The organism is Cupriavidus sp. 01L415 (assembly GCF_056400065.1).
On the sequence record NZ_JBFTSP010000025.1, the window covers coordinates 1 to 25099 of the forward strand.

General features: G+C 67.1%; 19 protein-coding genes. 16 read left to right on the forward strand and 3 right to left on the reverse strand.

The genetic code is table 11. From position 1 onward, the window contains the following. Positions 1 to 489: 489 nt before the first annotated feature. The 12 genes from AC1DOX_RS24670 to AC1DOX_RS24725 all read left to right on the forward strand — a co-directional run bounded on the left by AC1DOX_RS24670 (position 490) and on the right by AC1DOX_RS24725 (position 15615). On the forward strand, positions 490 to 876 hold the full coding sequence (locus tag AC1DOX_RS24670) for an OsmC family protein (RefSeq protein ID WP_441621713.1): 387 nt from the start codon (positions 490 to 492) through the stop codon (positions 874 to 876). 435 nt (positions 877 to 1311) lie between these two features. Then, a complete protein-coding gene (locus tag AC1DOX_RS24675; protein ID WP_441621715.1) occupies positions 1312 to 2133 on the forward strand; it encodes a hypothetical protein in 822 nt (273 codons plus the stop codon). Between the two features lie 427 nt (positions 2134 to 2560). Then, on the forward strand, positions 2561 to 2737 hold the full coding sequence (locus AC1DOX_RS24680; protein WP_441621717.1) for an Hpt domain-containing protein: 177 nt from the start codon (positions 2561 to 2563) through the stop codon (positions 2735 to 2737). Between the two features lie 175 nt (positions 2738 to 2912). Then, positions 2913 to 3884 carry a DedA family protein/thiosulfate sulfurtransferase GlpE gene (locus AC1DOX_RS24685; RefSeq protein WP_441621719.1) on the forward strand — a complete coding sequence of 324 codons (972 nt, stop codon included), beginning with the start codon at positions 2913 to 2915 and terminating at the stop codon, positions 3882 to 3884. Positions 3885 to 3984: 100 nt separating this feature from the next. Then, complete coding sequence (locus tag AC1DOX_RS24690) at positions 3985 to 6756, forward strand: patatin-like phospholipase domain-containing protein (RefSeq protein ID WP_441621721.1); 2772 nt, start codon at positions 3985 to 3987, stop codon at positions 6754 to 6756. Between the two features lie 132 nt (positions 6757 to 6888). After that, on the forward strand, positions 6889 to 7905 hold the full coding sequence (locus tag AC1DOX_RS24695; RefSeq protein WP_441621723.1) for an LLM class flavin-dependent oxidoreductase: 1017 nt from the start codon (positions 6889 to 6891) through the stop codon (positions 7903 to 7905). A gap of 311 nt (positions 7906 to 8216) precedes the next feature. Next, entirely contained in the window at positions 8217 to 10208 is a 1992-nt protein-coding gene (locus AC1DOX_RS24700; RefSeq protein WP_441621725.1) for a sigma-54-dependent Fis family transcriptional regulator, read from the forward strand. 214 nt (positions 10209 to 10422) lie between these two features. Continuing rightward, positions 10423 to 11481: an ATP-NAD kinase family protein gene (locus AC1DOX_RS24705; protein WP_441621727.1), complete on the forward strand. Its 1059-nt coding sequence runs from the start codon at positions 10423 to 10425 to the stop codon at positions 11479 to 11481. A gap of 72 nt (positions 11482 to 11553) precedes the next feature. Then, complete coding sequence (locus tag AC1DOX_RS24710; RefSeq protein ID WP_441621729.1) at positions 11554 to 12555, forward strand: thiamine pyrophosphate-dependent dehydrogenase E1 component subunit alpha; 1002 nt, start codon at positions 11554 to 11556, stop codon at positions 12553 to 12555. A gap of 34 nt (positions 12556 to 12589) precedes the next feature. Further along, entirely contained in the window at positions 12590 to 13606 is a 1017-nt protein-coding gene (locus AC1DOX_RS24715) for an alpha-ketoacid dehydrogenase subunit beta (protein WP_441621731.1), read from the forward strand. After that, complete coding sequence (locus AC1DOX_RS24720) at positions 13606 to 14721, forward strand: acetoin dehydrogenase dihydrolipoyllysine-residue acetyltransferase subunit (protein WP_441621733.1); 1116 nt, start codon at positions 13606 to 13608, stop codon at positions 14719 to 14721. The genes AC1DOX_RS24715 and AC1DOX_RS24720 overlap by 1 nt, the downstream gene beginning before the upstream one ends. A 153-nt stretch (positions 14722 to 14874) precedes the next feature. Then, positions 14875 to 15615, forward strand: a complete 741-nt coding sequence (locus AC1DOX_RS24725; RefSeq protein ID WP_441621735.1) for a lipoate--protein ligase family protein — start codon at positions 14875 to 14877, stop codon at positions 15613 to 15615. A 56-nt stretch (positions 15616 to 15671) separates the two neighbouring features. On the opposite strand, the gene AC1DOX_RS24730 is transcribed toward AC1DOX_RS24725, so the two are convergent. Continuing rightward, positions 15672 to 16361, reverse strand: a complete 690-nt coding sequence (locus AC1DOX_RS24730) for a DUF3047 domain-containing protein (RefSeq protein ID WP_441621811.1) — start codon at positions 16359 to 16361, stop codon at positions 15672 to 15674. Between the two features lie 245 nt (positions 16362 to 16606). Between AC1DOX_RS24730 and AC1DOX_RS24735 the strand changes: the two genes are divergently transcribed. From AC1DOX_RS24735 to AC1DOX_RS24750, 4 genes are all read left to right on the forward strand, one after another. After that, complete coding sequence (locus AC1DOX_RS24735; RefSeq protein WP_441621737.1) at positions 16607 to 16831, forward strand: hypothetical protein; 225 nt, start codon at positions 16607 to 16609, stop codon at positions 16829 to 16831. Between the two features lie 163 nt (positions 16832 to 16994). After that, a complete protein-coding gene (locus AC1DOX_RS24740; protein WP_255371346.1) occupies positions 16995 to 17942 on the forward strand; it encodes a polysaccharide deacetylase family protein in 948 nt (315 codons plus the stop codon). Positions 17943 to 18036: 94 nt separating this feature from the next. Next, positions 18037 to 20145 carry an elongation factor G gene (gene fusA, locus AC1DOX_RS24745; protein WP_092139224.1) on the forward strand — a complete coding sequence of 703 codons (2109 nt, stop codon included), beginning with the start codon at positions 18037 to 18039 and terminating at the stop codon, positions 20143 to 20145. 244 nt (positions 20146 to 20389) lie between these two features. Beyond that, on the forward strand, positions 20390 to 20641 hold the full coding sequence (locus AC1DOX_RS24750) for a GlsB/YeaQ/YmgE family stress response membrane protein (protein WP_441621739.1): 252 nt from the start codon (positions 20390 to 20392) through the stop codon (positions 20639 to 20641). Positions 20642 to 20680: 39 nt separating this feature from the next. Here the strand turns inward: AC1DOX_RS24750 and AC1DOX_RS24755 are convergent, their stop codons facing one another. Next, positions 20681 to 23707: a transglycosylase domain-containing protein gene (locus AC1DOX_RS24755; RefSeq protein ID WP_092139230.1), complete on the reverse strand. Its 3027-nt coding sequence runs from the start codon at positions 23705 to 23707 to the stop codon at positions 20681 to 20683. A 272-nt stretch (positions 23708 to 23979) separates the two neighbouring features. Beyond that, complete coding sequence (locus tag AC1DOX_RS24760) at positions 23980 to 25005, reverse strand: aldo/keto reductase (protein ID WP_477114070.1); 1026 nt, start codon at positions 25003 to 25005, stop codon at positions 23980 to 23982. Positions 25006 to 25099: the final 94 nt, after the last annotated feature.

The window sequence follows — 25099 nt, forward strand, 5'->3', positions numbered from 1 at the left end:
CATGTTTTACTGTGCGAGCACTGATAACTTTTGAAGCATTCCGAAGACCGAAGCCTCCGGCGCGTTCGCCATCAAGCGCCCACACTTATCGGTTGTTTGGTTGTTAAAGAACTTGCGCAKCCGGCTTTGCCGTCTGCGTCGCTGCGTCGTTTGCGTCAGCAGCAGAGAAACGAGATTATGAAGAACAACCTGCGTTTCGTCAACAGGGCAGCGAAGTTTTTTTCGCTTCGGTCAGCGCCGCATTCCTTCGCGACTCCGACCCCCCATCGACCCCGCAACCCTTGCCAGTGCTGCCTTGCAGCGGCGGTTTGTGTTGCGAGGGGGCGGATATTAAGGGACTCTTCCACGACTGGCAAGCCTTTTGTCATCAAACCTTTAAGATTTTATGAGAGAGCCGATTTCGGCACATCACCCATCGCTTCAAACCCATCTGTATAGAATCAGGTTTCCCGGGCCGATTCCGCCCATCTATGCAAGGAAAGCATCCCTATGACTATTGAAGCGACGTGGCTCGCCAATTCCGGCTCCAGTGTTTGCGACCTCCGCAATGGCACCGCCCATTGGCGAGCCGACCTCGACGCGCCCGCGGGCGACGCCTCCCTGCCTAATCCGCACGATCTGCTCGACTCCGCGCTAGCCGCGTGTACGACGCTCACCCTGCAGGTCTACGCCAAACGCAGGGGCTACGATCTGCAGGAGGTCCGGGTGACCGTTCAGCACGAAGAAGCCACCGGTAGCTACAAGTTGATGCGCACGGTGGAGCTTCGCGGCGAACTTGCACCTGAAGTGCGCGAAGACTTGCTCCGCGTTGCCAACAAATGTCCGGTGCACAAATCCTTGTCCGCCCAGATCTCCATCGAGACGACGCTGGTCTGATCGCATCGGTCCATTGACTCGGCAAATGATAATCGTTATCGTTTGATTCTCGGGTTTAGACACGACCTGAGTCAGCAAATGGGTTTCCGGACACTTCACGTGTCCGGCCTTTTTTCCTTCTGTCGTTCGCGCCCTCCCGCCCCCTCACTCCCCAGGCCTTTCCGCCAGACGCATCGCCGTCATCATCCTGCCCCACTGCGCGCGCAACGTACTCCCGCAACATCCTTCGACAGCGCGCACCAGAAATAGCCCAGATTCGCATCCGCAATCCATTTGGGGCGACTTCCGGCTTTGTTCGCTGGCCCACGAACGTCATGTGGCAAGGGGAACCAAACGCCACTCGCACGCTTTGTTGGCACGTCTGACGCGGCTTACCATGAAGCCAAAAGAAAACATTGGCAGCAAAAGCAGGGATCGCATTGGAGCGGGGACATCTTGGCGAATTACTTCGAAGAGTATTGCGCGCGCATTCGGCGAGGCGGCGCGCGGGGCGTGACGGACAAGCCCGTGGCGGTAGATCAGGACGGTACCTACACGATGACCTACGTACCGTTCGAACACCGGAATGACAATGCCCGCCTGGTGCTGGTGAGTACGACACCTGGTCACACGCATGTTGCGCTGGCCGCGTCCGTGACCGAGGAACTGATTCGCGCGCGCGCGCCCGGCCGGACGATCCAGCGGGAAAACAAGCGGCGTGTCGAACTGGGCGGACGGCTCGTGCGGCCAAACCTAATACGGATGCTTGACCACTTCCGAGTGCCGGAACTGATTGGTCAGCCCCACGCCGCCGCGTTATGGAACGACGGCTTTGACCTGATCCAACCCCTTGCCTTGCTGCCATTTGCGACGACCCGGCACGGCCTGGCCTTCAATGGCCTGCTGGATGAGTTGATCGACGTACCCATGCTGCGCGCGATCTTCGACGCGCACTTCCTCGACCGACTCGCGCAGTGCCGGCCGGACGCCCTGTACATAGGACTCGGCCGCACCGCCTGGGCTGGCCTGCGGCATGCGGCCGGCCTGGGGTTGCTCGACCGGCTCCAGTTGCTGGGCATGATGCCGGTCCCTGCGAAGGCAGGCAGCATGGTGCGCTACTTCCTGCGGGAGATTACGGAGCGCGACCTGTCCCCCAACGATCCGGTGCGGCATCGCATTGCCTGGCTCGATGCCGCCCACGAGGAAATGGAAGCCGGCGTCCGGCGCCTGCGCACGCCGCCCTCGCCAGCCAACCACCCGGATCGCCTGACCGCCTGATCGCCAGGCCACACTAGAAAGTGCGGCAAACCCCACCTAAGAGGGGATGAGCAGCGTAGCGGTGCGCCGATAACTCTCCTTGAGGATCTGACCTCCTCGCATTCCCGATTTGCGGCCCCCGTTGTGCGCGGAGGGCCGCGATTTTTTTGTGCGCTCGGAACCGATTCAGGCCACCTCCACCGCAACTGCGGAAATTTCCCACAAGCATTGCGGAAGCGTCGCATTATTGGCGCGTCGTTGTCTCCCTATACTGCCGGGTCATGTAGGACCCAGGTCATCCCCGATGGCGCTTCCACGGCGCCATCCATGCCGTCATCGCATCGCAACGGGGCTCGTGGACCTGGTCGATTTCGCGCGGCGGTACCGGCTGATTCCATGACGCCACGTGGCGCCCCGTCGATGCTGACCGCAGCGGAGCGCTGCGGCAATGGGACCCGCGCTGGTCAACGCGGCACGCGACGACGTCCTGCTGTACCGCCTGCTGCTGACGCGCCTGATGGACACCAACGCCGCCGATCTCACCGACTTGCGCCGTGCCGCCGCCCTCCGGGACAGGGCGGGTGTGCAACGCAGCGTGCACCGGCTCAAGGGCAGCGGCGCGTGAGCGGCGTTCCCCCCCAAACCGACGTCTCGCCCCCACCACATTCAAGGATTTTGAAGATGCTGTCCGGACCGGGAACGTGCACTGCCAGCTTGCCACTGGCACACTGTACGTCTATCCCGGCAGCGCCCCCAAATTCGCCGCCGCAGGACCAACAACTACTGGCTGGAGATTTGTCGTGGGTGATTTGCAGGGCTTGCTGGACGGCCATGGACTGATGCTCGTGTTCCTGAGCGTGCTGGCCGAACAGGCCGGGCTCCCGGTGCCGGCCTATCCAATGTTGTTTCTCGCCGGCGCGCTGTCGATGCAGGAGTCCGGCCCGTCCATTGGCGCGGTGCTGTTTGCCGTCGTCAGCGCCTGCCTGATTGCAGACACAGCCTGGTACTTCACCGGCAAGCGGCTGGGACAGCCAATGCTGCGCACCATCTGCCGCGTTTCCATTTCGCCCGATACCTGCATTCGCCAGACGCAATCGCTGTACCTGCGGGTCGGTCCGCGCTCGCTGGTGTTTGCCAAGCTGCTGCCGGGTGCCGGCGCCCTGTCGACGGCGATGGCCGGCATGACCGCCACGCCGTTGCCCACCTTCCTGTTCTACGACACCCTCGGCTCCCTGGTCTGGGCCGGCGGCGCACTGCTCGCCGGCGTGGTGTTCAGCGATTTCGTCGACACGATCCTGGCGGCGTTCAGCACCTACGGCCATATCGCCGTCCTGGTCGTGATTGGCGCGTTCGCGCTGTTCATCGCCTGGCGCTTCTGGCTGCGTTGGCGCCTGCTGCGCCGCACGGGCCGGATTCCGCGCATGACGGTCATGGAACTGGAACAGCGCCGCGTCGCGGGCACCCTGCCGCTGGTGGTGGACGTCCGCGCGCACGGAGACACCCCGTTCGAACGCATTCCCGGGGCCGTGGTGATGGAACTGCATGCGCCACTGGAAACCCTCGGCGAGCACCCCGCCTCCGACGACATCGTCATCTATTGCGCCTGCCCGCACGAAATGTCGGCGGCCGTGCTGGCCGAACGGCTGCGCAAGGCCGGCTATCCCAAGACCTGGGCGCTGGCGGGCGGATTCGACGAATGGAAACGCCTGCAAGGCGCGCTGACGGACGCGCCGCCATCGGCTGACGCCCCGAAACGGGCCGCCGCGCACTAGCAGGAGCACCGCCGGGCCATTGCGCGCGGCGCACACGGCCCTTCCCTATCAACCGCCGCTTCCTATACTTGGCCCAGACCGTTTGTGCGCGGAGGGCTGCATGTCAGGCGAAGACCATGGTTGGGAAGACGAGGCCCTGCGCGTGGCGCACCGGCGCCGTGCGCTGGAGATTCCCGCGCAACCGGGCGGTCGCACCGGCAACTGGGCGATCGCCCTGTCGGGCGGCGGCATCCGCAGCGCCACCTTCTGCCTTGGCGTGATGCAGGCGCTGGCGGAAGCGCACCTGGCGCCCGCCGCCGAACCACCCGCCCCCACACCCACCCCCACACCGCCAGCCCCCATCCCGGGCACGCAATCGCTGCTCGCGCAATTCGACTACCTGTCCACCGTCAGTGGCGGCGGCTACCTCGGTGCGTTTTTCGTCAGCCTGTTCATCCCCGGCCGGCTGCGCCGAGGCACCAGTCCGGTTCAGGCGGCGCAGGACGCCTATCGCACGCTCCAGTACGAACCGCCTGGGCGCATCCGCACCGCCGTGTCCTATGCCGATGCGCCCGGCCGGGCCGCCGTCGCCTGGCTCCGCGAAAACGGCCGCTACCTGACACCCACCGGCGCGGGTGACAACCTTTATGCCGCCGCCATCGTCGTCCGCAACTGGCTGGCCATGCAATACGTCATCGGCAGCGCACTGCTGGTCCTGCTGGCGGCGCTGGCGCTGGGGCTGCACCTGGCCACCGGCACCTGGCCCGACCTGGGCCGAAGCGAGATGGATCTGCTGCATGACGCCCGCCAGGCTTTCAATGAAGGCCAGCTGGCGGTCTGGTGGAGCGAATTGCTGTGGCTTCCCGTCGCGTCGGCGCTGCTGCTGGCCGTGCCTCCGGGCATCGCGTACTGGCTGGTCTACCCGCGCTCGGACGATCCACGCCAGCCCGCGCGCGTGCTCAACAACGCCGTCCTGCTGGCCGCACTGATCGGCGCCGCCTTCCTGGCCGCGGCCTGGTGGTTCCAGCGGCTGGAGCCCTCCCTGCACCTGGCCTACGCGTGCCTGGCGGTCGGCTTGCTCGCGTGGACCGGTGTGGCAACCTGCCTGGTCATGCTGATGCCTGCACCGCGCACGGTGGCGATGTATCGGGTCCGCGCGACGCGTGCGCTGCGTGGCGCGATGACCGTCACGGCAGCGCTGGCCGCCCTGGGCATTGCCGATTCCGCGGCACGCACCTGCTATCTCTACAGTCACGTCACGACGCATCCGTGGGCCGCGATCGGCCCGGCGGGGGCGCTCGGCGGCCTCGTCTGGCTGGTGCGCTACGGCGCGACGCTGCTCGACGACGGCCACAAAGGCGCCGTCGATTCCCCGTTGCGCGCCCTGCTGTCGCGGCTGCCGATCTCGCTGCTGGCCGGCGTGCTGGCGGCGCTGCTGGCCCTGCTGGTGTTTGTACTGTGGTCGTGGATCGTCCTGTGGGTGCGCTGGGATGGTGGCGAGCCGGTGGACTGGCTGGTCTTCGGCAAGGCCTGGACCACCCCGGCACTGGCCACGCTCACCCTGCTGACCCTGATGATGGCGGTCGTGGTCGGGCGATTCGCGGGCTTTCTCAATTTGTCGACGCTGCAGTCTTTTTACGCGTCGCGGCTGACGCGTGCCTACCTGGGTGCATCCAACGGCAACCGGTTCAGCACGCCGCCGGGCGCGCGCGAAATCCCGCAGCGCTTCAGCGTGGCCGAGCCCGCGCCGGATGACCAACTGAGCCTCAACGACTACTACGATCCCCGCGTGCTCGCGCCCCTGCACTTGATCAACGTCACGCTCAACCTGACCGTCGACCCGGCCGAGCAACTGGTCCAGCGCGACCGCAAGGGCAAGCCGCTTTGCTTGTCGCCGGGCGCGGCGCTCGTGCAGCCGGGTACCGCGCAACAGCTACCGGCCGATACCTACGCGCGCTTCACCGTCGATGGACAGCTCTGCTGCGCGATGTCCCAGGGCCAGACCGGCGCGCCACGCCGCGCTGGCGAGATGGCGCAGGCACGCACCGTCGGCGACTGGATGGCGATCTCCGGCGCGGCGATTTCCACGGGTCTCGGACGCGCCTCCACGCTGGGCACGTCCTTGCTGCTGGGTCTGGCCAACTTGCGCCTCGGCGTCTGGTGGCCGTCGTGCATGGCGGACGGCATCCCCTGTGGCACCGCCAACGCCGGACGCGGACGCCTGCGCGGCCCCGTCGGCACCGAGCGCCGCAGCCGTCCGGCCACGAGTGCCATCGCGGAGATCTTCCGCACCCAGTACTACCTCGCCTGCGAACTCTCCGCGCGCTTCCACGGCACGCGCCGCGGCTGGCAATACCTGTCCGACGGCGGCCATTTCGAGAACACCGGCGTCTATGAACTCCTGCGTCCGGAGCGCCGCGTTGCCCTGATCGTACTGTGCGATTGCGGCTGCGACACCGACTATCGCTTCGGCGATCTTGCCAACCTGATCCGGCTGGCGCGCATCGACTTCGGACTCGAGATCGCCGTCGACACCGCAGCCGCGCTCGACCCGGTGCTCGGTGCCGTCTTCGGCACGTCCGACGATTTCGCGGCGGACGCAGACGCCGAAAGCCGCGAAAAGGTCGGGCTGCTGCTGAACGTCTACGAGGCCGGCCAGGCTGGCGCGCCGGATGGCCCGCCGGTGACGCGCATCGTGCTGCTGAAGCCGCGTCTGACGCCGTCCGCCCCCGCGGACGTCCGGCAGTATGGCGCCGTGCATCCGGATTTCCCGCAGGAGGGCACCGCCGACCAGTGCTTCGACGAAGCCCAGTGGGAAAGCTATCGCGCGCTGGGGTTCACCATCGGCCGCCGCGTGGCCAGCGGTGCCGTGGCGCAGCGCCTGTTCGCCTAGTGCCCTGGCGCGCCGGAGTCCCCACGCGCGTCATGGCTACTGTGCGGCCGTCAGCACGATTCGACGGGGGTCACTACTATAGCCCGTCCCCGTAGCCACATTCCGCGCGGCCCAGCCCGCGCATCGCACCCGATGATTCCCTATTCCCTGCTCGACCTTTCACCGATCGTGGAAGGCAGCGATGCCGGCCAGGCCATGCGCAACACGCTGGACCTGGCCCGACACGCGGAACAGCTCGGCTATCGCCGCTTCTGGCTGGCCGAGCACCACAACATGCCGGGCATCGCCAGCGCGGCCACGGCCGTGCTGATCGGCTACGTCGCCAATGGCACGTCGACGATCCGCGTTGGCTCGGGCGGCATCATGCTGCCCAACCACTCGCCGCTCGTGGTGGCCGAGCAGTTCGGCACGCTGGCCTCGCTCTACCCGGGCCGCATCGACCTGGGCCTGGGCCGCGCGCCCGGCAGCGACCAGTCCACCGCACGTGCGCTGCGGCGCCAGCTGAGCCAGGATTCGGCCGATACCTTCCCGCAGGACGTGGAAGAACTGCAGGCCTACTTTGACGATGTGCGGCCCGGCCAGCGCTTGCGCGCGGTGCCCGGCGCCGGGCTCAAGGTGCCGCTGTGGCTGCTGGGCTCCAGCCTGTTCAGCGCGCAGCTGGCGGCGGCGATGGGCCTGCCGTTTGCGTTCGCCTCGCATTTCGCGCCGGGCTTCATGCGTCAGGCCGTCGACCTGTATCGCCGCACCTTCCGTCCGTCCGAACAGCTGGACCGCCCGCACGTGATGCTCGGGCTCAACGTGTTCGCGGCCGACACCGGCGAGGAAGCCCGTCGCCTGTTCAGCTCCCTGCAGCAACAGTTCCTGGCGCTGGTGCGCGGCTCGCCGGGTCAGCTCAAGCCGCCGGTGGATGACATCTCGCTGCTGTGGGATGCCAGCGAGGCCGATCACATCCGCCGTTCACTGGCCTGCTCCGTGGTGGGCGATCCCGCCGCGGTGCGCGATGGCATCCAGCGTTTCGTCGACGACCTGCGTCCGGACGAACTGATGCTGACCGGCCAGATCTACGACCATGCGGCACGGCTGCGATCGTTCGAGATCGCGGCCAAGGCGGTGCGCGCCTTGTCGCTGTCACCGACGCAACTGGCCTGAGCGCGTCACGGCGCAGACAGGTGTCGACATCGGACGTCGGCATCTGGCGTCGACATCCCGCGCCAACGTGGGCGTCACCAACCAGCCGCGGCCATCGCCGCGGCTTTTTGCTTTCTGCCGATAGCACAGTGCCGGACGGGCTGCCCGTGCGCCCAGGCAGCATCGGGTGCCGGGCCCACCACATCGCTGCGTCGCAGCAGTGCCTTCGCGCGCAGACGCGCCTTACCAATCGCCGGCGGCTCGGATACATTAGAAAGCCCGCGACGCCACCCGCAATGTACGGACCGGTGCGCGCTGACTAGGAGACAGCGATGGACCTGCGGCAACGTGCGCACATCGACACCGTATTCCAGGCCACCGGCATCGCCCCGCTCGCCGCGCCCGGCGTGGCGCACGATGCCATCATCCAGAGCTCCTGGCGCCGCTGCGTGCACCAGTACGGACTGGACCCGTCCCGCATGCAGGCGGCGCGCATCCTGCCGCAGATGCGGCTGCGCGAACATCAGCAACGCATCGACGACTTCGCGCGCATCGCCCGGCACGGCCTGGAAACCCTGCACGGGCAGGTCGCCAGCATGGGCTACGTGGTCCTGCTGACCGACGCGCAAGGCGTCACCGTCGACTACCTGGGCGATGCCAACACTGACGCCAGCCTGCGGCGCGCTGGCCTGTACCTGGGCGCCGAGTGGAGCGAAGCCGGCGCCGGCACCTGTGCGGTCGGCACCGCGCTGGCGACGGGGGAAGCGCTGACCGTGCATCAGGCGGATCACTTCGACGCCACGCATATTCCGCTGACCTGCACCGCCGCCCCATTGTTCGATTCACACGGCACGCTGCACGCCATCCTGGACATCTCGGCCCTGACGTCGCCGGTGGCAAAGGCCAGCCAGGGCATGGCGCTGCAGCTCGTCAGGATCTACGCGGCCCATATCGAGAACGCCAACTTCCTGCGCGTGCACCATCGGGACTGGATCCTGCGCCTCAATGCATCGCCGGAGTTCGTGGACGTCGATCCGGAATACCTGGTCGCACTCGACGCGGGCGGGCAGATCGTCGGCCACAATCGTCCCGCGCAACGGCTGCTCGCCGCCGAACTGCAGGCGATGCGGCGCGATGTGCCAGTCCTCGGCCAGCCATTCGAGGCACTGTTCGGCGCGCGGCTGGAAGACCTTGGCCGCTTCATCTATTCGCGCCCGAGCGAGCAACGGCGGCTGGCGCTCAATCGCACGGGCGCCCTGCTCTACCTCAGCGTGCTGCCGCCGGCCATGCGATGGCCCGTCGGGGCCACGGTCGATGCCGAGGCGCCCGCGCTGCTGCCCGCACCGCTGGCGGCGCTGTGCGGCGGCGATCCGGCGTTGCGGCAGCAACTCGATCGCGCGGCGCGGCTGGCGGACTCCCCGCTGCACCTGCTGATCCAGGGCGAAACCGGCAGTGGCAAGGAGTTCTTCGCCAAGGCACTGCATCAGGCCAGCGCCCGCCGCGACCAGCCCTTCGTGGCCGTCAACTGCGCGGCGATCCCCGAGACGCTGATCGAATCCGAGCTGTTCGGGCATCTGCCGAACAGCTTCTCCGGCGCGGGGCCGCGTGGCCGTCGCGGACTGATCCAGGAAGCCGACGGCGGCACGTTGTTCCTCGACGAAATCGGCGACATGCCGCGCGAACTGCAATCGCGCCTGCTGCGGGTGCTGGCCGAGGGCGAGGTGCTGCCGGTCGGCGCCGCGCGTCCCGTGCCGGTGCGGCTGCGCGTGATCTCCGCCACACACCAGCGGCTGGAGCAACTGGTGGCCGAGGGACGCTTCCGCGAGGACCTGTTCTATCGCCTCAACGGCGCGCGCTTTACGCTGCCGCCGCTGCGCGAACGTCGCGACCTCGACTGGATGGTCGACAAGCTGCTCGGCGATCCGGCCGTAATGCTGTCCCCTGCCGCACGGGTGCAAATGCATCGGCACCGCTGGCCCGGCAACCTGCGCGAGCTGCGCAACGTGCTCGAGTACGCCCGCGCGGTCTGCCGCGATGGCTGCATCGACCTGCCGGATCTTCCCGATGGATTTGCCGGACCGGCGCCGGTATTGGCGGACCCGGGCGAATCCCCGGCAGCGACAGCGCCCGCGCAACCCCGCCAGCCGGCGTTCGACCCTCACCACCTGCCGCCGGAGGGCATGCTGCTGATGCAGTACCTGCGCGCGTCGGGCTGGAACCTGAGCGCCGTGGCACGGCAAATCGGCATCAGTCGCATGACGCTGTACCGCCGCATGGCGCGCTACGGCATCGCGTCGCCAAACCAGCGCGATACGCACCACTGAGTCATCACCGAGCCACCACCGAGCGATCTGCGATACGACTGTCCACGCTCCGATACAGCTGACCTGTGACACCTGTCACAGGCAATGCCCGCCAACCGGCGTCGGACGTGGAATTTCCGCGGGTTAGCCCTGACGTTTTCCCCGCCTGACCGCGCGCCGGGCACTGGCACAGCCGTTGCAATACCCCTGTCGACAACCACGACAGGAGACACGCATGGCAGACGCCGCCCACGCTGGCCCGCCGCGCGTCGGCATCATCGCCAATCCGATCTCCGCGCGCGATATCCGCCGCATCATCGCCAATGCCAACAGCCTGCAGCTGGCGGATCGCGTCAATATCGTGTTGCGCGTGCTGGCGGCGCTGGCCGCATGCGGCATTGCCGAGGTGCTGATGATGCCGGACCGCGAGGGCCTGCGCGTCATGCTGGCGCGGCACCTGTCGCGGCGCCAGGGACCGGACGCGGCGCTGCCCGCCGTCACCTACCTCGACATGCCCGTCACCGCGCGCGTCGACGATACCTTCCTTGCCGCGCGCCGCATGGCCGAGGCAGGCGTGTCCGCCATCGTCGTGCTGGGTGGCGACGGCACGCACCGCGCCGTCGTACGCGAATGCGGCGCCGTGCCGGTGGCCGGCCTGTCCACCGGCACCAACAACGCCTTTCCCGAAATGCGCGAGCCGACGATCACCGGGCTCGCCGTCGGCCTCTACGCCACCGGCCGCGTGCCGCGCGACGAGGCGCTCCAGTGGAACAAGCGGCTCGACATCGCCATCGACCGCGCCGATGGCGCCGCGCGGCGCGACATCGCGCTGGTCGATGCCGTCATTTCGCGCGAGCACTTCGTCGGCGCCCGCGCAGTCTGGAAGACCGACACCCTCGCCGCGCTCTATGTGGCCTTTGCCGATCCCCAAGCCATCGGGCTGTCGTCGATTGCCGGACTGCTGGAGCCGGTCGGCCGGCATGAAGCCGGCGGGCTGGCCGTGGAAATCGCCGCGCCGGGCGCGGGCGAATTCGATCTGCGCGCGCCGATCGCCCCGGGACTGATGGCCACGGTGCCGGTCGCCGGCTGGCACCGGCTCTCGCACGGCCAGCCACATCGCGTGGGCCAGCGCAGCGGCATCGTCGCGCTGGACGGCGAACGCGAGCTTGCCTTCGACGCCGGCGACACCGTCACCGTCACGCTGCGCGAGCGCGCCTTTCCCAGCATCGACGTGGCCGCCTGCATGCGCCACGCCGCGCGGCACCGCCTGATGCGCATACCGCCACCCCCGTAACCGCGCCCGCCGGCCAAGTATTGCTCCACCCGTAGCTACCCGTAGCCTCACCCGTCCATCAAGGAGATCACCATGACAGCCCCCTCGTCACAGACCCCGGGCGCACTGCCGCTCGACAAGGAAACGCTGCTCAGCGTCTACCGCAAGATGCGCACGATCCGCGATTTCGAAGAGCGCCTGCATGTCGACTTCGGGCGCGGCGACATCCCCGGCTTCGTCCACCTGTATGCCGGCGAGGAAGCGGCCGGCGTTGGCATCCTGCACCACCTGGGTGATGGCGATCGCATCGCCAGCACGCACCGCGGTCACGGACACTGCATCGCCAAGGGTGTGGACCCGGTGGCGATGATGAAGGAGATCTACGGCCGCAAGGGCGGATCGTGCAACGGCAAGGGTGGGTCGATGCATATCGCCGACCTGTCCAAGGGCATGATGGGCGCCAACGGCATCCTGGGCGCCGGCGCACCGCTGATCTGCGGCGCGGCGCTGGCCGCCAAGTTCCGCGGCAAGGGCGAGATCGGCATTACCTTCGTCGGCGATGGCGCGTCCAACCAGGGCACGTTCCTGGAAAGCCTGAACCTGGCGGCCGTGTGGAACCTGCCCGTGATCTTCGTCATCGAGAACAACGGCTACGCCGAGTCCACCGCGCGCGAGTACGGCACCGCCGTGGACAGCTACGTGGACCGCGCGGCCGGCTTCGGCATTCCCGGTGTCACGGTGGACGGCACCGACTTCTTTGCCGTCCACGAAGCGGCCGGCGAGGTCATCCGCCGCGCGCGGGAAGGCGGCGGCCCCTCGCTGCTGGAATGCAAGATGATCCGCTTCTATGGCCACTTCGAGGGCGATGCGCAGACGTATCGCGCGGCGGGAGAACTCGATGACATCCGCGCCAACAAGGATTGCCTGAAGCAGTTCGCGCGCACCGTCACCCAGGCCGGCGTGGTCTCGCGCGAGGAACTCGATGCCATCGACCGCGAAGTCGCCGCGCTCATCGAGCACGCGGTGCAGGAAGCCAAGGCCGCGCCGCTGCCCGGCCCCGAAGACCTTCTGACCGACGTCTACGTGAGCTATTGATCGGCCGCCCCACCCTACAGACAAGGAGACAACCATGGCGCGCAAACTGAGCATCAAGCTGGCGATCAACGAGGCGATCGATCAGGAAATGACCCGCGACCCCACCGTGATCATGCTGGGCGAGGACATCGTCGGCGGCGCCGGTGCCGACGGCGAGAAAGACGCCTGGGGCGGTGTGCTGGGCGTGACGAAGGGCCTCTATGCCAAGCATGGCGACCGGCTGCTGGACACCCCGTTATCCGAGTCCGCCTACGTCGGCGCGGCGATTGGCGCCGCCGCATGCGGCATGCGGCCGATCGCCGAACTCATGTTCATCGACTTCATGGGCGTGTGCTTCGACCAGATCTTCAACCAGGCGGCCAAGTTCCGCTACATGTTCGGCGGCAAGGCCGAGACGCCCGTGGTCATCCGCGCGATGGTCGGCGCGGGCTTCCGCGCGGCCGCGCAACACAGCCAGATGCTCACGCCGCTGTTCACGCACATCCCGGGGCTCAAGGTGGTGTGTCCCTCATCGCCGTACGACACCAAGGGCCTGCTGATCCAGGCGATCCGCGACAACGATCCCGTGATCTTCTGCGAGCACAAGAACCTGTACGGCCTGGAGGGCGAGGTGCCGGAGAGCCCCTACGCGATTCCGTTCGGCGAAGCCAACATCCTGCGCGACGGCAAGGACGTGTCGATCGTGACCTATGGCCTGATGGTGCATCGCGCGATGGACGCCGCAGCCACGCTGGCCAAGGAGGGCATCGAGGCCGAAGTGGTGGATCTGCGCACGCTGTCGCCGCTGGACATGGAGACCGTGCTGGAAACTGTCGAAAACACGGGCCGGCTGGTGGTGGTGGACGAAGCCAGCCCGCGCTGCAATATCGCCACCGACATCGCCGCGCAGGTAGCACAGCAGGCGTTCGGCGCCCTGAAGGCAGGCATCGAGATGGTCTGCCCGCCGCACACGCCGGTGCCGTTTTCGCCGGCGCTGGAAGACCTCTACATCCCCAGCGCCGCGCAGATTGCCGACGCCGCGCGCAAGACCATGAAGGGAGGAAAGCACTGATGACCACGGCCATTACCCCGATCGTCATGCCCAAGTGGGGCTTGTCGATGAAAGAAGGCACCGTCAACGCGTGGCTGGTGGACGAAGGTTCCGAGATTGCCGTCGGCATGCCGATCCTGGACGTGGAGACCGACAAGATCGCCAATGCGGTGGAAGCGCCGGACGCCGGCACGCTGCGGCGCAAGGTGGCCGATGCGGGCGACGTGCTGCCCGTGAAGGCCTTGCTGGGTGTGCTGGCGCCAGCGGGAGTCAGCGATGCGGAGATCGATGCCTATGTCTCGTCCTATCAGACGCCGGCCGACGAGGACGATGGCGCGGAGGCGGCGCCGGCCTACCAGTTCGTCGACGTGGACGGGCTTCGCATCCGCTACGCGCGCCGGGGCAATCCCGATGGGCCGACCGTGCTGTTCCTGCACGGATTTGGCGGCGATCTGGACAACTGGCTGTTCAACCTCGACGCGCTGGCGGACCATCACACCGTCGTCGCGCTGGACCTGCCCGCGCATGGGCAGTCCTCGCCCAGGCTGGCCGGGACGACGCTCGCGCAGCTAGCCGCATTCGTCGCCCGCTTCATGGATGCGACGGACATCGGCGCCGCGCACGTCGTCGGCCATTCGATGGGCGGCGGCATCGCGGCGCAACTCGCGGTGGACGCGCCGGATCGCGTGCTGTCGGTGGCGCTGATCTCCCCGGTGGGGTTCGGTGACGAGGTGAACAACGCCTACACCGAGGGCTTTGTCAGCGCGCAGTCGCGGCGCGACCTGAAGCCCGTCGTGGAGCTGCTGTTCGCCGACAGCGGACTGGTCAGCCGGCAGATGCTGGACGACCTGTTGCGCTACAAGCGGCTGGACGGCGTGCCGGAGGCGCTGACATCGCTGGGCACCAGCCTGTTCGCCGACGGCCGCCAGCGCGAGCAACCCGGGCAGCGGCTGGCGGAGACCGCCAAGCGCGTGCTGGTGATCTGGGGCAAGCAGGACCAGATCATCCCGAGCGCGCACGCTGCCCATGCGCCGCCAGGCGCCACGGTGCAGGTGTTCGACGCCGCAGGCCACATGAGCCAGATGGAGAAAGCCGGTGACGTCAACGCGCTGCTGAAGCGGCATATCGACGGCTGAGCGGGAGCGCCGGCGCCGCGCCAAGCGCGGGGCGCCGGCCCGGATGCGGATCTGCACGGCGAGCGCGGAAACACGTGATCCGCGCGGAGAATGCGTGGAGAATACCGGGATCCGCCGGACGCCGGCACGAGGCTCAAGCTGAGCCAAGCCACCATGCCCTTTACCTTCATCGACCCCGATCCCGGCGAAGCCGATCCGCTGCAGGGCGAACTGGCGCTGCTGGACCACGCGGCCAACACCGGGCCCGTAGCGCAGTTGTGGGAAGCGCCGCTGTCGCTGGTCATTCCGCGCAGCTACCTGCGCCAGCCCGGCATCGAGGCCGTACGGGCCGATTTCGCGGCCAGGGGCTGTCCGGTGTGGCTGCGCATGTCGGGCGGCGGGCTGGTTCCACAGGGGCCCGGCATCCTCAACGTCAGCCTGGCCTATGCGGTGCCGAAGGGCGCGGCCACGTGGATGGAACCCGTCTACCTGCACCTGTGCGAGGTGCTGGCCGACGGCCTGCGCCAGGTCGGCGTGGATACGCATTGGCAGGCCGTGGAAGGATCGTTCTGCGACGGGCGCTACAACCTGGCCTGGGGCCCGGCCGATGCGGCGCGCAAGATCGCGGGCACCGCCCAGTACTGGCGCCGCGCACCGGCTGCCGTGCAGACACCGGACGGTCAGCGGCATCTGGTGCTGGCGCACGCGATCCTGCTGGTCAGCGCGGATCCGGTCGAGATCAACGCGCGCGCCAACGCGTTCGAGGCCGCCATCGGCAGCGGCCGCCACTATGACCCGGCCAAGGTGGTCAGCGTCAGCGAGGCGGCGGGCATCGACAACGACCCCGACCTCACGCGCCGCGTCATCGCGGCGCTCCGCGACGCCGTATCACGGACTCCGCCGCCCGGCCTTTGAAGGCCGAAGTCGAGGCAACCCCGGCAACGACGCCAGCATCATTTTGATAGTGCCTCCTACTGCGCGGGCTTGAAACGAAGATCGCCGTACCAGGCGCGGGCGATCGCGCCAGTGTTGTCCGTATCGGTCATCAGGCCATAGCCCACCAGCTTGCCAGGCTTTTCGTGGAACACGCGCTGGAAGTCCGCGCTCACATTGCGACGCAAGGTCTGCCACTTGCCGGCATCGCCGGACGCTCCGGACACCACGATCATCTGCACGCGGCTGGTATGCGGATTGGCGATGACCGTCCCCGGCGGGGCACTGTCGGTCCAGATATACATCAGCGTGGCATAGGGCAGCTTCTCGCCTACCGCACTGGCGGCCAGACTTTCGGCACGATCGCCAAAGGAAAGGTTGCTGCTTTCGCCCTCGAAGAAGAACACCAGCCGCGCCGGCGCGTCCTCGCGGTCGCCGACGCGATTGTCGGCATTGGGAATCGACGCGGCGACCTTCCAGCGCCATTTGACGACGGGCGTCCTGGCCAGGTCGACGTCGCCTTCGTGGATCAGGCCGGACGCCGCGCCGTTGGCGTCGGCCTGCAGCACCGTGTTACCTTGGTCGGCCACCAGCGTATAGACGGTGAGCGCCTTGCCGTGGACCACGGGCTTGTTCTCCCAGCCAGCCGGCAACGGGCCGCCGGGCTTGCCTGCGGAAAACGCGACGCCAGGGTCGGCCGCCTGCGCGGGCATGCCGGCCAGCGCCATCGCACAGGACAGGATTCCGGCAAGAAAACCGGACGCGGGGCGCGGCAACCAGCCGCGGCGTTCAGGGCGACATTGCGGGCGAAGCAGGGTGACCGGCATGGTGGCTGGCTTCCTTGTGGATGTCTGCGGATGTGTCAACTGCACCATTGTAGGAAGCCGATCCCGCGCGCGCCGTGAGGCGTCGGCCGAAAGCCCATTCAGACGGGCACTGACAAGCGGAAGATCTTCAGGAACGGGAAACGGGTATGGACGTGCTGCTGGGCGCAATCGGCTGGCTGGTCGTCGAGCTGATCTTCTACGGGCTGTTCTACGCGATCGGCTGGGCGGTGATCAAGGCCATCACGCTGGGTCGCCATCCGGGGCCATGGCGCGGGCTGGAGAGCGTGGTCGATGCCGAGTACGTGGCGCTGGCGGGGTTGCTGTTCACCATCGCGGCGATTGCGCTGACGTTCTGGTGGGCCACGCACTGAAGACGTCACCGGCCTCGGTGTCAGGTTAATCCAACATCACTTCGCACAGTTGCTTACAACTAGGGCACGGCATCGATGCGTGCCGATGGTAAGGTGCTGCCTCGCGTGGCCGGTCCGGCAGACAGGGCCGCCCGCAAGTCCTTTCGTCGCCCCCGCTTACTGCATGCTTTATCCCCCTGATCGACCGATTATCGGCGCGGTGCGCGCCATGCTGGCCGCTGCTGTTGTCCTGGCAACCTCCGTGGTTGCCACACCCGCCTTTGCCGAAGGGCCTGTCACGGCCATCGGCCAGGCCAGCGACCCGTTCGCGGGCATCCGCCCGGTCGCGCTGGCGAGGGTGCCGGACGCCGTCCCCAGGATCCCGCCTCTGCGCTTTCTGCTGACGTTCGACGATGGCCCGGACAGCGGCCCCGACGGTAGCACGCCCCTGATTCTGCGCCAGCTGGCCGACAACCCCGTCGCACCCGGGATCAAGGCGATCTTCTTCGTGCAGACCGCCCATCCCCGCCGCGGCGGCGGGGCCGATGGTCAGGCGCAGATGCGCGACACCTGCGCGGCCGGCCACCTGCTGGCCGTCCACAGCGGGCTGGCCAGCGGCCATGTCTCGCATACGAAGCTGTCACCGTCGGAGCTGGCCGCGTCGCTGCGCTCGGGCGAGACCGACATCGCCGCGCAGTGCCGTCACGTCGCGCAACTGGTGCGACCGCCCAACTGGGCCTACAACGAGGAAACCGAGTCCGTGTACCGGCAGCTTGGCCTGGGCATGCTGATGTCGGACGCCAATGCGCGTGACGGCAAGATCTACGGCTGGCATATCAGCCTGCGACGGCGCTCCCATATGGTCAGCGAACTCGAGCAGGTGGGTCAGGCCATCGGCACCCATCGGCTTCAGCCGGTGAACGGCGTGATCCCAGTGGTGGTGAGTTTTCACGACACCAACGACTTCACGGCGTCGCACATGACCGAGTATCTGCAGATCCTCGTCGATGCCGCGCGCGAAAATGGCTTGCCACTGGCCAATCCGCCGTTCTACACGGACACCCGCGCCGCCGAACGCGCCGCTTTGGTGCGTGCCAGGGGCGGGGTCTATGCACGCGAGAGCTGGCCCTGAGCGATGGGCATCCCCTGACGCGCACGGGGCCATACAGGTTTGGCGCGGAAGTGCTACGCTATCCGCCCGTGGTGCCCTAACCAGGAGAAACACCGTGCCCCGCAAGACCCCCATCGAACGCTATCGCAACATCGGCATCAGCGCGCACATCGACGCCGGCAAGACGACGACGACGGAGCGCATTCTGTTCTACACCGGCGTCAACCATAAGCTGGGCGAGGTTCATGACGGGGCCGCCACCATGGACTGGATGGAGCAGGAGCAGGAACGCGGCATTACCATCACGTCGGCCGCCACCACGGCGTTCTGGAAAGGCATGGCCGGCAACTATCCCGAACACCGCATCAACATCATCGACACGCCGGGCCACGTCGACTTCACCATCGAGGTGGAGCGTTCGATGCGTGTGCTGGACGGCGCCTGCATGGTCTATGACGCCGTGGGCGGCGTGCAGCCGCAGTCGGAAACTGTCTGGCGCCAGGCCAACAAGTACAAGGTGCCGCGCATTGCGTTCGTCAACAAGATGGACCGCGTGGGCGCGGACTTCTTCCGCGTGCAGACGCAGATCGCGGACCGCCTGAAAGGCAACGCCGTGCTGATCCAGATTCCCGTCGGCGCCGAGGATCATTTCCAGGGTGTGGTGGACCTGGTCAAGATGCGCGCCATCGTCTGGGACGATGAAAGCCAGGGCGTGCGCTTCGAGTACACCGACATCCCTACCGCACTGCGGGCCACCGCCGAGGAGTGGCGCGAGAAGATGGTCGAGGCGGCCGCGGAGGCCAGCGAAGACCTGCTCGAACGCTACCTGAGCGGCGAGCCGCTGACCGAGGAAGAGATCAAGACCGGCCTGCGCAAGCGCACCATCGCCGGCGAGATCGTGCCGATGCTGTGCGGCAGCGCGTTCAAGAACAAGGGCGTGCAGGCCATGCTGGACGCCGTGATCGACTACCTGCCTTCGCCGGCCGATGTGCCCGCCATCCTCGGCCACACCGAGGACGACAAGGAAGCCGAGCGCCACCCGAACGACGACGAGCCGTTCTCCGCACTGGCCTTCAAGATCATGACCGACCCGTTTGTCGGCCAGCTGATCTTCTTCCGCGTGTATTCGGGCGTGGTCAACTCCGGCGACACCGTCTACAACCCGGTCAAGTCCAAGCGCGAGCGGCTGGGCCGGATCCTGCAGATGCACGCCAACGTGCGCAACGAAATCAAGGAAGTGCGGGCAGGCGACATCGCCGCCGCGGTGGGCCTGAAGGAAGCCACCACCGGCGACACGCTGTGTGATCCGGACAAGGTCATCATCCTGGAACGCATGAGCTTCCCCGAACCCGTGATCTCGCAGGCCGTGGAGCCCAGGACCAAGGCCGACCAGGAAAAGATGGGCATCGCACTGAACCGGCTGGCACAGGAGGACCCGTCGTTCCGCGTGGCAACCGACGAGGAATCGGGCCAGACCATCATCTCCGGCATGGGCGAGCTTCACCTGGAAATCCTGGTGGACCGCATGAGGCGCGAGTTTGGCGTGGAGGCGTCCGTCGGCAAGCCGCAGGTGGCCTACCGCGAGACGATCAAGGCAGTGGCCAAGGACGTCGAAGGCAAGTTCATCAAGCAGTCCGGCGGACGCGGCCAGTACGGCCACGTGGTGCTGAACGTGGAGCCGATGCCGCAGGGCGGCGGCTACGAGTTCGTGGATGCGATCAAGGGTGGCGTGGTGCCGCGCGAGTTCATCCCGGCGGTCGACAAGGGCATCAAGGAGACGCTGGAATCCGGCGTGCTGGCCGGCTACCCGGTGGTCGACGTCAAGGCCACGCTGGTGTTCGGCTCGTACCACGACGTGGACTCGAACGAGAATGCGTTCCGCATGGCCGGATCGATGGCCTTCAAGGAAGGCATGCGTCGCGCCAAACCCGTGCTGCTGGAGCCGATGATGTCCGTGGAGGTGGAGACACCCGAGGAGTTCACCGGCAACGTGATGGGTGACCTGTCGTCGCGGCGCGGCATGGTGCACGGCATGGAGGACATCGCGGGCGGTGGCGGCAAGATCGTGCGCGCCGAGGTGCCGCTGGCCACCATGTTCGGCTACTCCACGTCGCTGCGCTCCCTGACGCAGGGCCGTGCCACGTTCACGATGGAGTTCAAGCACTACGCGGAGGCCCCCGCGAACGTGGCGGAGGCCGTGATCAGTTCGCGCAAGGCGAACTGATTGCCAGCCACCTGAATGTCGGCCGGCGCTTCCCACCGGATGCCGGCCTGACGATCACCCCGGGCAAGGCGCGCGCCGAACCCGGGGCCGCCGCATGCCTTGCCCCGATGGCGGGCGGCGCGGGCCTGCGTGTCCTGCCACACTCCGATACCCGCAAACCCCCTGTTGCCAGGGCGGCGATTCGTGGCATGATGGGTCCCGCGGCGGTCAAGCGCCGCCCGATCCACACCAACGGGAGCGCACCATGATGGCATTCCTCGGTACCGTGTTAGTTGGCCTTGTCGTGGGACTTATCGCCCGCGCCATCAAGCCCGGCGATGACAAGATGGGCTGGATCATGACGATCGTCCTTGGCGTTCTCGGCGCGGTCGCCGCCAGCTACGTCGGCCGCGCGATGGGGCTGTACCAGCCCGGGCAAGCCGCCGGCTGGATCGCGTCCGTCATCGGCGCCATCGTGCTGCTGGTGATCTACGACATGGTGCGCCGCAAGACCTGATAATCGGGGCGCATTGATACCCGCCCGCGCTACCGCGGCTCAATTGCGGCAGCGTAGCAACGGCGCGTCGCCACCCGGCGCGGCCATGGCCGTGACCTGCGGCGCCAGCGATCGCAGCACGCGCACCGCCAGCGCGCTCGTGAACACGTAGCGCGCGGCATACGGTTCACGCACGTGAATCGTCACGGTGCCAAAGTAGCGGTCGCCGAGCAGGAAGACAAACGTCGCCGACCGATTCACCGACCTCGACGAAATCACGCGTCCGCCCGGGCCGTAGGTTTGGAAGCGCTGGTCGCCCGTGCCGGTCTTGCCTGCGATCAGCAACGGCGTGCCCGGCCCCTGCCCTTTCTTGTATGTCGGCACGAATGCGCCGCGAATCGATTTCGCGGTGCCGTTTTCCACCACATCCAGCATCGACCGCCGGACCAGCGCGGCGATTTCCGGCGCAATGAGCGCCTTGCCCGGCCCCGGCTGCAAGCCGTACGTCGTGGCGTAGGGCGTATCCGCGGCGAATGCCATCGTGCGCACCGTGGCCGGCTGGGCGTCCACGCCGTTGCCCAGGATGATGCCGGCCAGTTCGGCCAGTGCCGCGGGACGATCGCCCGAAGCGCCGATGGCCGTCGCGTACGAAGGCGTCAGCGAATCGAACGGATACCCCAGCCGTTGCCAGCGGTGGGCAATCTTGTCGAACGCTTCGCGCTCCAGCAGCGTGCGGATGCGCCCGTCCTGCCCGAGCTTGCTGCGCGTCTTGAAGAGCCACCCATAGACGTACTGGCGGTCGGGCGCGCTGGCCTTGAGCAGGTCATTGAGCGAGGCGTCCGGATGATCGCCAAGGTACTCGACCATCCACAACTCCAGCGGATGGATGCGCGACAGGTAGCCCCGGTCGTTGAGGTTGAACTTGTCGTGGCCGTATTTTGCGTAGAGCTTGCGCAGGTCTTCGTCGGACGGCTGCTTCTGCTTGGGCAGCCGCGCGCGCAGAATGCTGGCGAACGTGTCGTAGTCCGTGTTCGGGCGGGCGCTCAGCAGGGTCACCGAAAGCCGCACCGCCGCCAGGTGCGGCGTCGGCAGCTTGACGCGGTCCAGCAGGATCCTGAGCCGCTCGTCCGAGCTCTTGCCGCGATACCGCTGGTAGAACGCCGTCATGAACGCGCTGCCTTCCTGGTCGGCGAATCGTTCCAGGTACTCGCGCCGGCCGGGCGCGTAGCGGTCCTCCAGCAAGGTGCTGGCCTCCGGGTGCGCCTGGGAGACTTCATAGCGCACGATGTCGCGCATCATGCGGACGAAGACCAGGTTCACCGAGTGCTGGAAGCCTACGCGCACCGTCATCTGCCGCTCACCTTCCCACTTCTCGAAGTTGGTGAAACTCTGCATGCCACCGCCGGTGTAGAACGCCTCGCCCGCGTTGCCGGAGTATTTGCGCTCCATGGCCGCATCCAGCATCGCACCCCGCTCCCGCTCCGCCGGCGTCTTCGCCTTGATCAGGTAGTCGACGGCCCAGCGCGTCAGCACATCCTGGCGCGGCACCTGCAGCGCGGTGAGATCGGCGCGATCCATGCCGGCATATCGATCGTGCAGCTCGTTGATGATTTCCAGGTACGTGACGAGCGTGCGCAGCTTGGCGGTCGATCCCAGGTTCAGCCGTGCCCCGCTGTTGATGTCGAAAGGCTGGTCAACGTTGTCGGCCTGCACGCGCACCAGGCTGGTGTTGCCCACGCGCTCGAACAACGTGAAGCTGGCGACCAGGCGCGACGGATCGTCGCCCTCGCGGAGCAGGTTCTTGCCATACAGGCCCATTTCGTGCGCATCGGTCTTGTTGCGGATGCGCAGCAGCGTGTCCGTGACCATACGCTGCGCTTCGCGGTTGATGCTGCTGTCCACGGTCAGGTCCAGGCGGTCCAGGTCATAGCGGCTGTCGGTGCCCGTCAGGTGGGCGATATCGTTGCGCACCTGGTTGACCGCCTTGCGCGTGACCCACGGCGCCTGCTCCGGGCGCTCCGGCGCCGCGGCCTTGTCCAGCGGCTGTTCCAGCGCGGCGTCGCGCAGTTCCGGCGTGATCGCGTTGGCCGCGGCCAGCAGGCGCAGATAGCTGCCGGTCAGCGCGTCGAGGTTGGTGTCGTCGCGACGCAGGTGATACGACGGCCGGCGCTGCGAAATGATCAGCGACAGGGCGCGCTTGAACGCCTGCGCCTCGCGCGGTGTGGGATGGCGCGGGTCCAGGTGGCGCATCAGCGCATTGACCTCGCTGAAGTCCTCGCCGTACCAGACCCACAGGCCGTCACCGATGCCGTTGATCTCGCCATAGCCCACGCGCGCCGACAGCGGCACGGTGTTCAGGTAGTCGACCACGATGTTCTCGCGCGCACGTTGCGTATCGGGGCCCGCCATGTACGCGCGCAGTGAAGCCGAGGTCATCTGCCGGAATTTCTCCGGAATCGACTGTGTCTTGCCTTGCGGGGAATGCCGGAATTTCTCGATCTGCGTGGCCAGCGTGCTGCCCCCGGGCGATTCGTGGTGTTTGTCGGCCAGCCGCACCGCCTGGTCGAGCACGGCGCGCGACAGCCGGCGCCAGTCCACCGCCGGATTCATCATCGGATACTCGGGATTCAGCAGGTTCTGGTTCTCGACATACAGCAATGCCGACACCAGCACCTTGGGAATTGCCTCGAAATTGTCATACTGGCGCTGCGGATAGCGCTCGAACGCGAGGGTCAGCGCATTGCAGTCCCGCACGAGCAGACCGGCCTGGTTCTTCTCGCGATAGGGCGGGAAGATGCCCTCGTCCATCAGCTGGACCATCTCGGGCGACATGCGGGCCTGGGCCAGCGTGACGAAGCCGCGCTTCTGCAGCCGCTCGCCAAACTCGGGCAGGCGCTCGTAGCCGAGGCGTTCGTCGTAGGGGCCGGAATGGGGATAGCGAATGCTGTCGCTGGGGCCCGGCTGGATTTCGAACGTCAATGTCTTGCCAAGGCGGCTCATATAACGAGCCTGCCACTGCGACGTGCGTACCTCGTTCGACACGAGGCTCACGACAATGTAGGCGCCGCCACATACGGCGACCGCCATGCCAGCGAGTATCCAGCCACGACGAGACACGTTACGGCATCCAGTTGCGCCGATGCCCGCCGTTTCGGCAGGCATCACCAGCTCCAGCCCCGGGCTAGGTGACCATCATCCGATGGTCACTACCTGTATTTGATATTACTAGTATCGGTGCCGGTTTGGCGCGCGCAAGTGCCCTGACGCACGGAAACAAACAGCTGCCCGTGCGCGTTGCGCAACAGGCAGCTTCCGCGTCACACGTCGGCACACGTCCATGTATGCGGATCGTGTACTTCTTACGCTTCCGCCACGGGACGGCCGGCAAACGGATAGTTGGGATCGTTGTAGCCGTGCGTGGAGGCATGCCCGCGCGGCACCATCGCATCCACCATCGCTTCTTCCTCCGGCGAGATCGCAACGCCGACTGCACCAAAATAGTCCTCGAACTGCGCCAGCGTGCGTGGACCGGCAATCACCGAACTGATGACCGGATTGGCCAGCACCCATGCCGTGGCGAACTGCCCCGGCGTCAGGCCACGCGCTTCGGCATGGGCCTTCAGTTGCTGGGCGATGACGAGCGACTCGTCGCGGAACTCCGTCTCCATCATGCGGCGGTCGGCACGGCCGGCGCGCGAGCCGGCTTCCGGCTGCTGGCCGGGCAGGTACTTGCCGGTCAGCACGCCGCGGGCGATGGGGCTGTAAGGCACCACGCCCAGGCCAAAGTGCTCGCATGCGGGCAAGATCTCCACTTCCGGCATGCGATTCAGCAGGTTGTAGTACGGCTGGCAGGCCACCGGGCGCGGCACGCCCAGGCGATCGCACAGGCTGGCGATCTCGGCGATACGCCAGCCGCGGAAGTTGGAGACTGCCCAGTAGCGGATCTTGCCGGCGCGGATCAGGTCGCCCATCGCACGTACCGGTTCCTCCAGGTTGGCGCCGGTGAAATCACGGTGCAGGTAGAGGATGTCCACAAAGTCGGTGGCCAGCCGGCGCAGGCTGTCTTCCACCTCACGCAGGATCCAGGTACGCGAATAGTGCGACTGGTTCGGACCGCTGCCCATCGGATTGCCAAGCTTGGTGGCCAGCACCCAGTCGTGGCGATGGCCCGTCAGCAGGCGGCCAACCATCTGCTMGGAGCCGCCCTTGCTGTAGACGTCGGCGGTGTCGATGAAGTTGACGCCGTGATCCCGGGCGCTGGCGACGATGCGGGTGGCTTCGGCCTCGTCGGTCTGGTCGGCGAACATCATGGTGCCGAGGCACAGTGCCGACACGTTCAGGTTGCTGGCGCCGAGGCGGCGGTACTGCATGGAGAAATCTGGCATGGCGAAATTCCCGGATGATCGATGCCGAAGGCAAAAGAAAGGAATTGGCGGCCCCGATGACCGCCATCGCGCATTGTGCCGTGTCGGCGCGCGC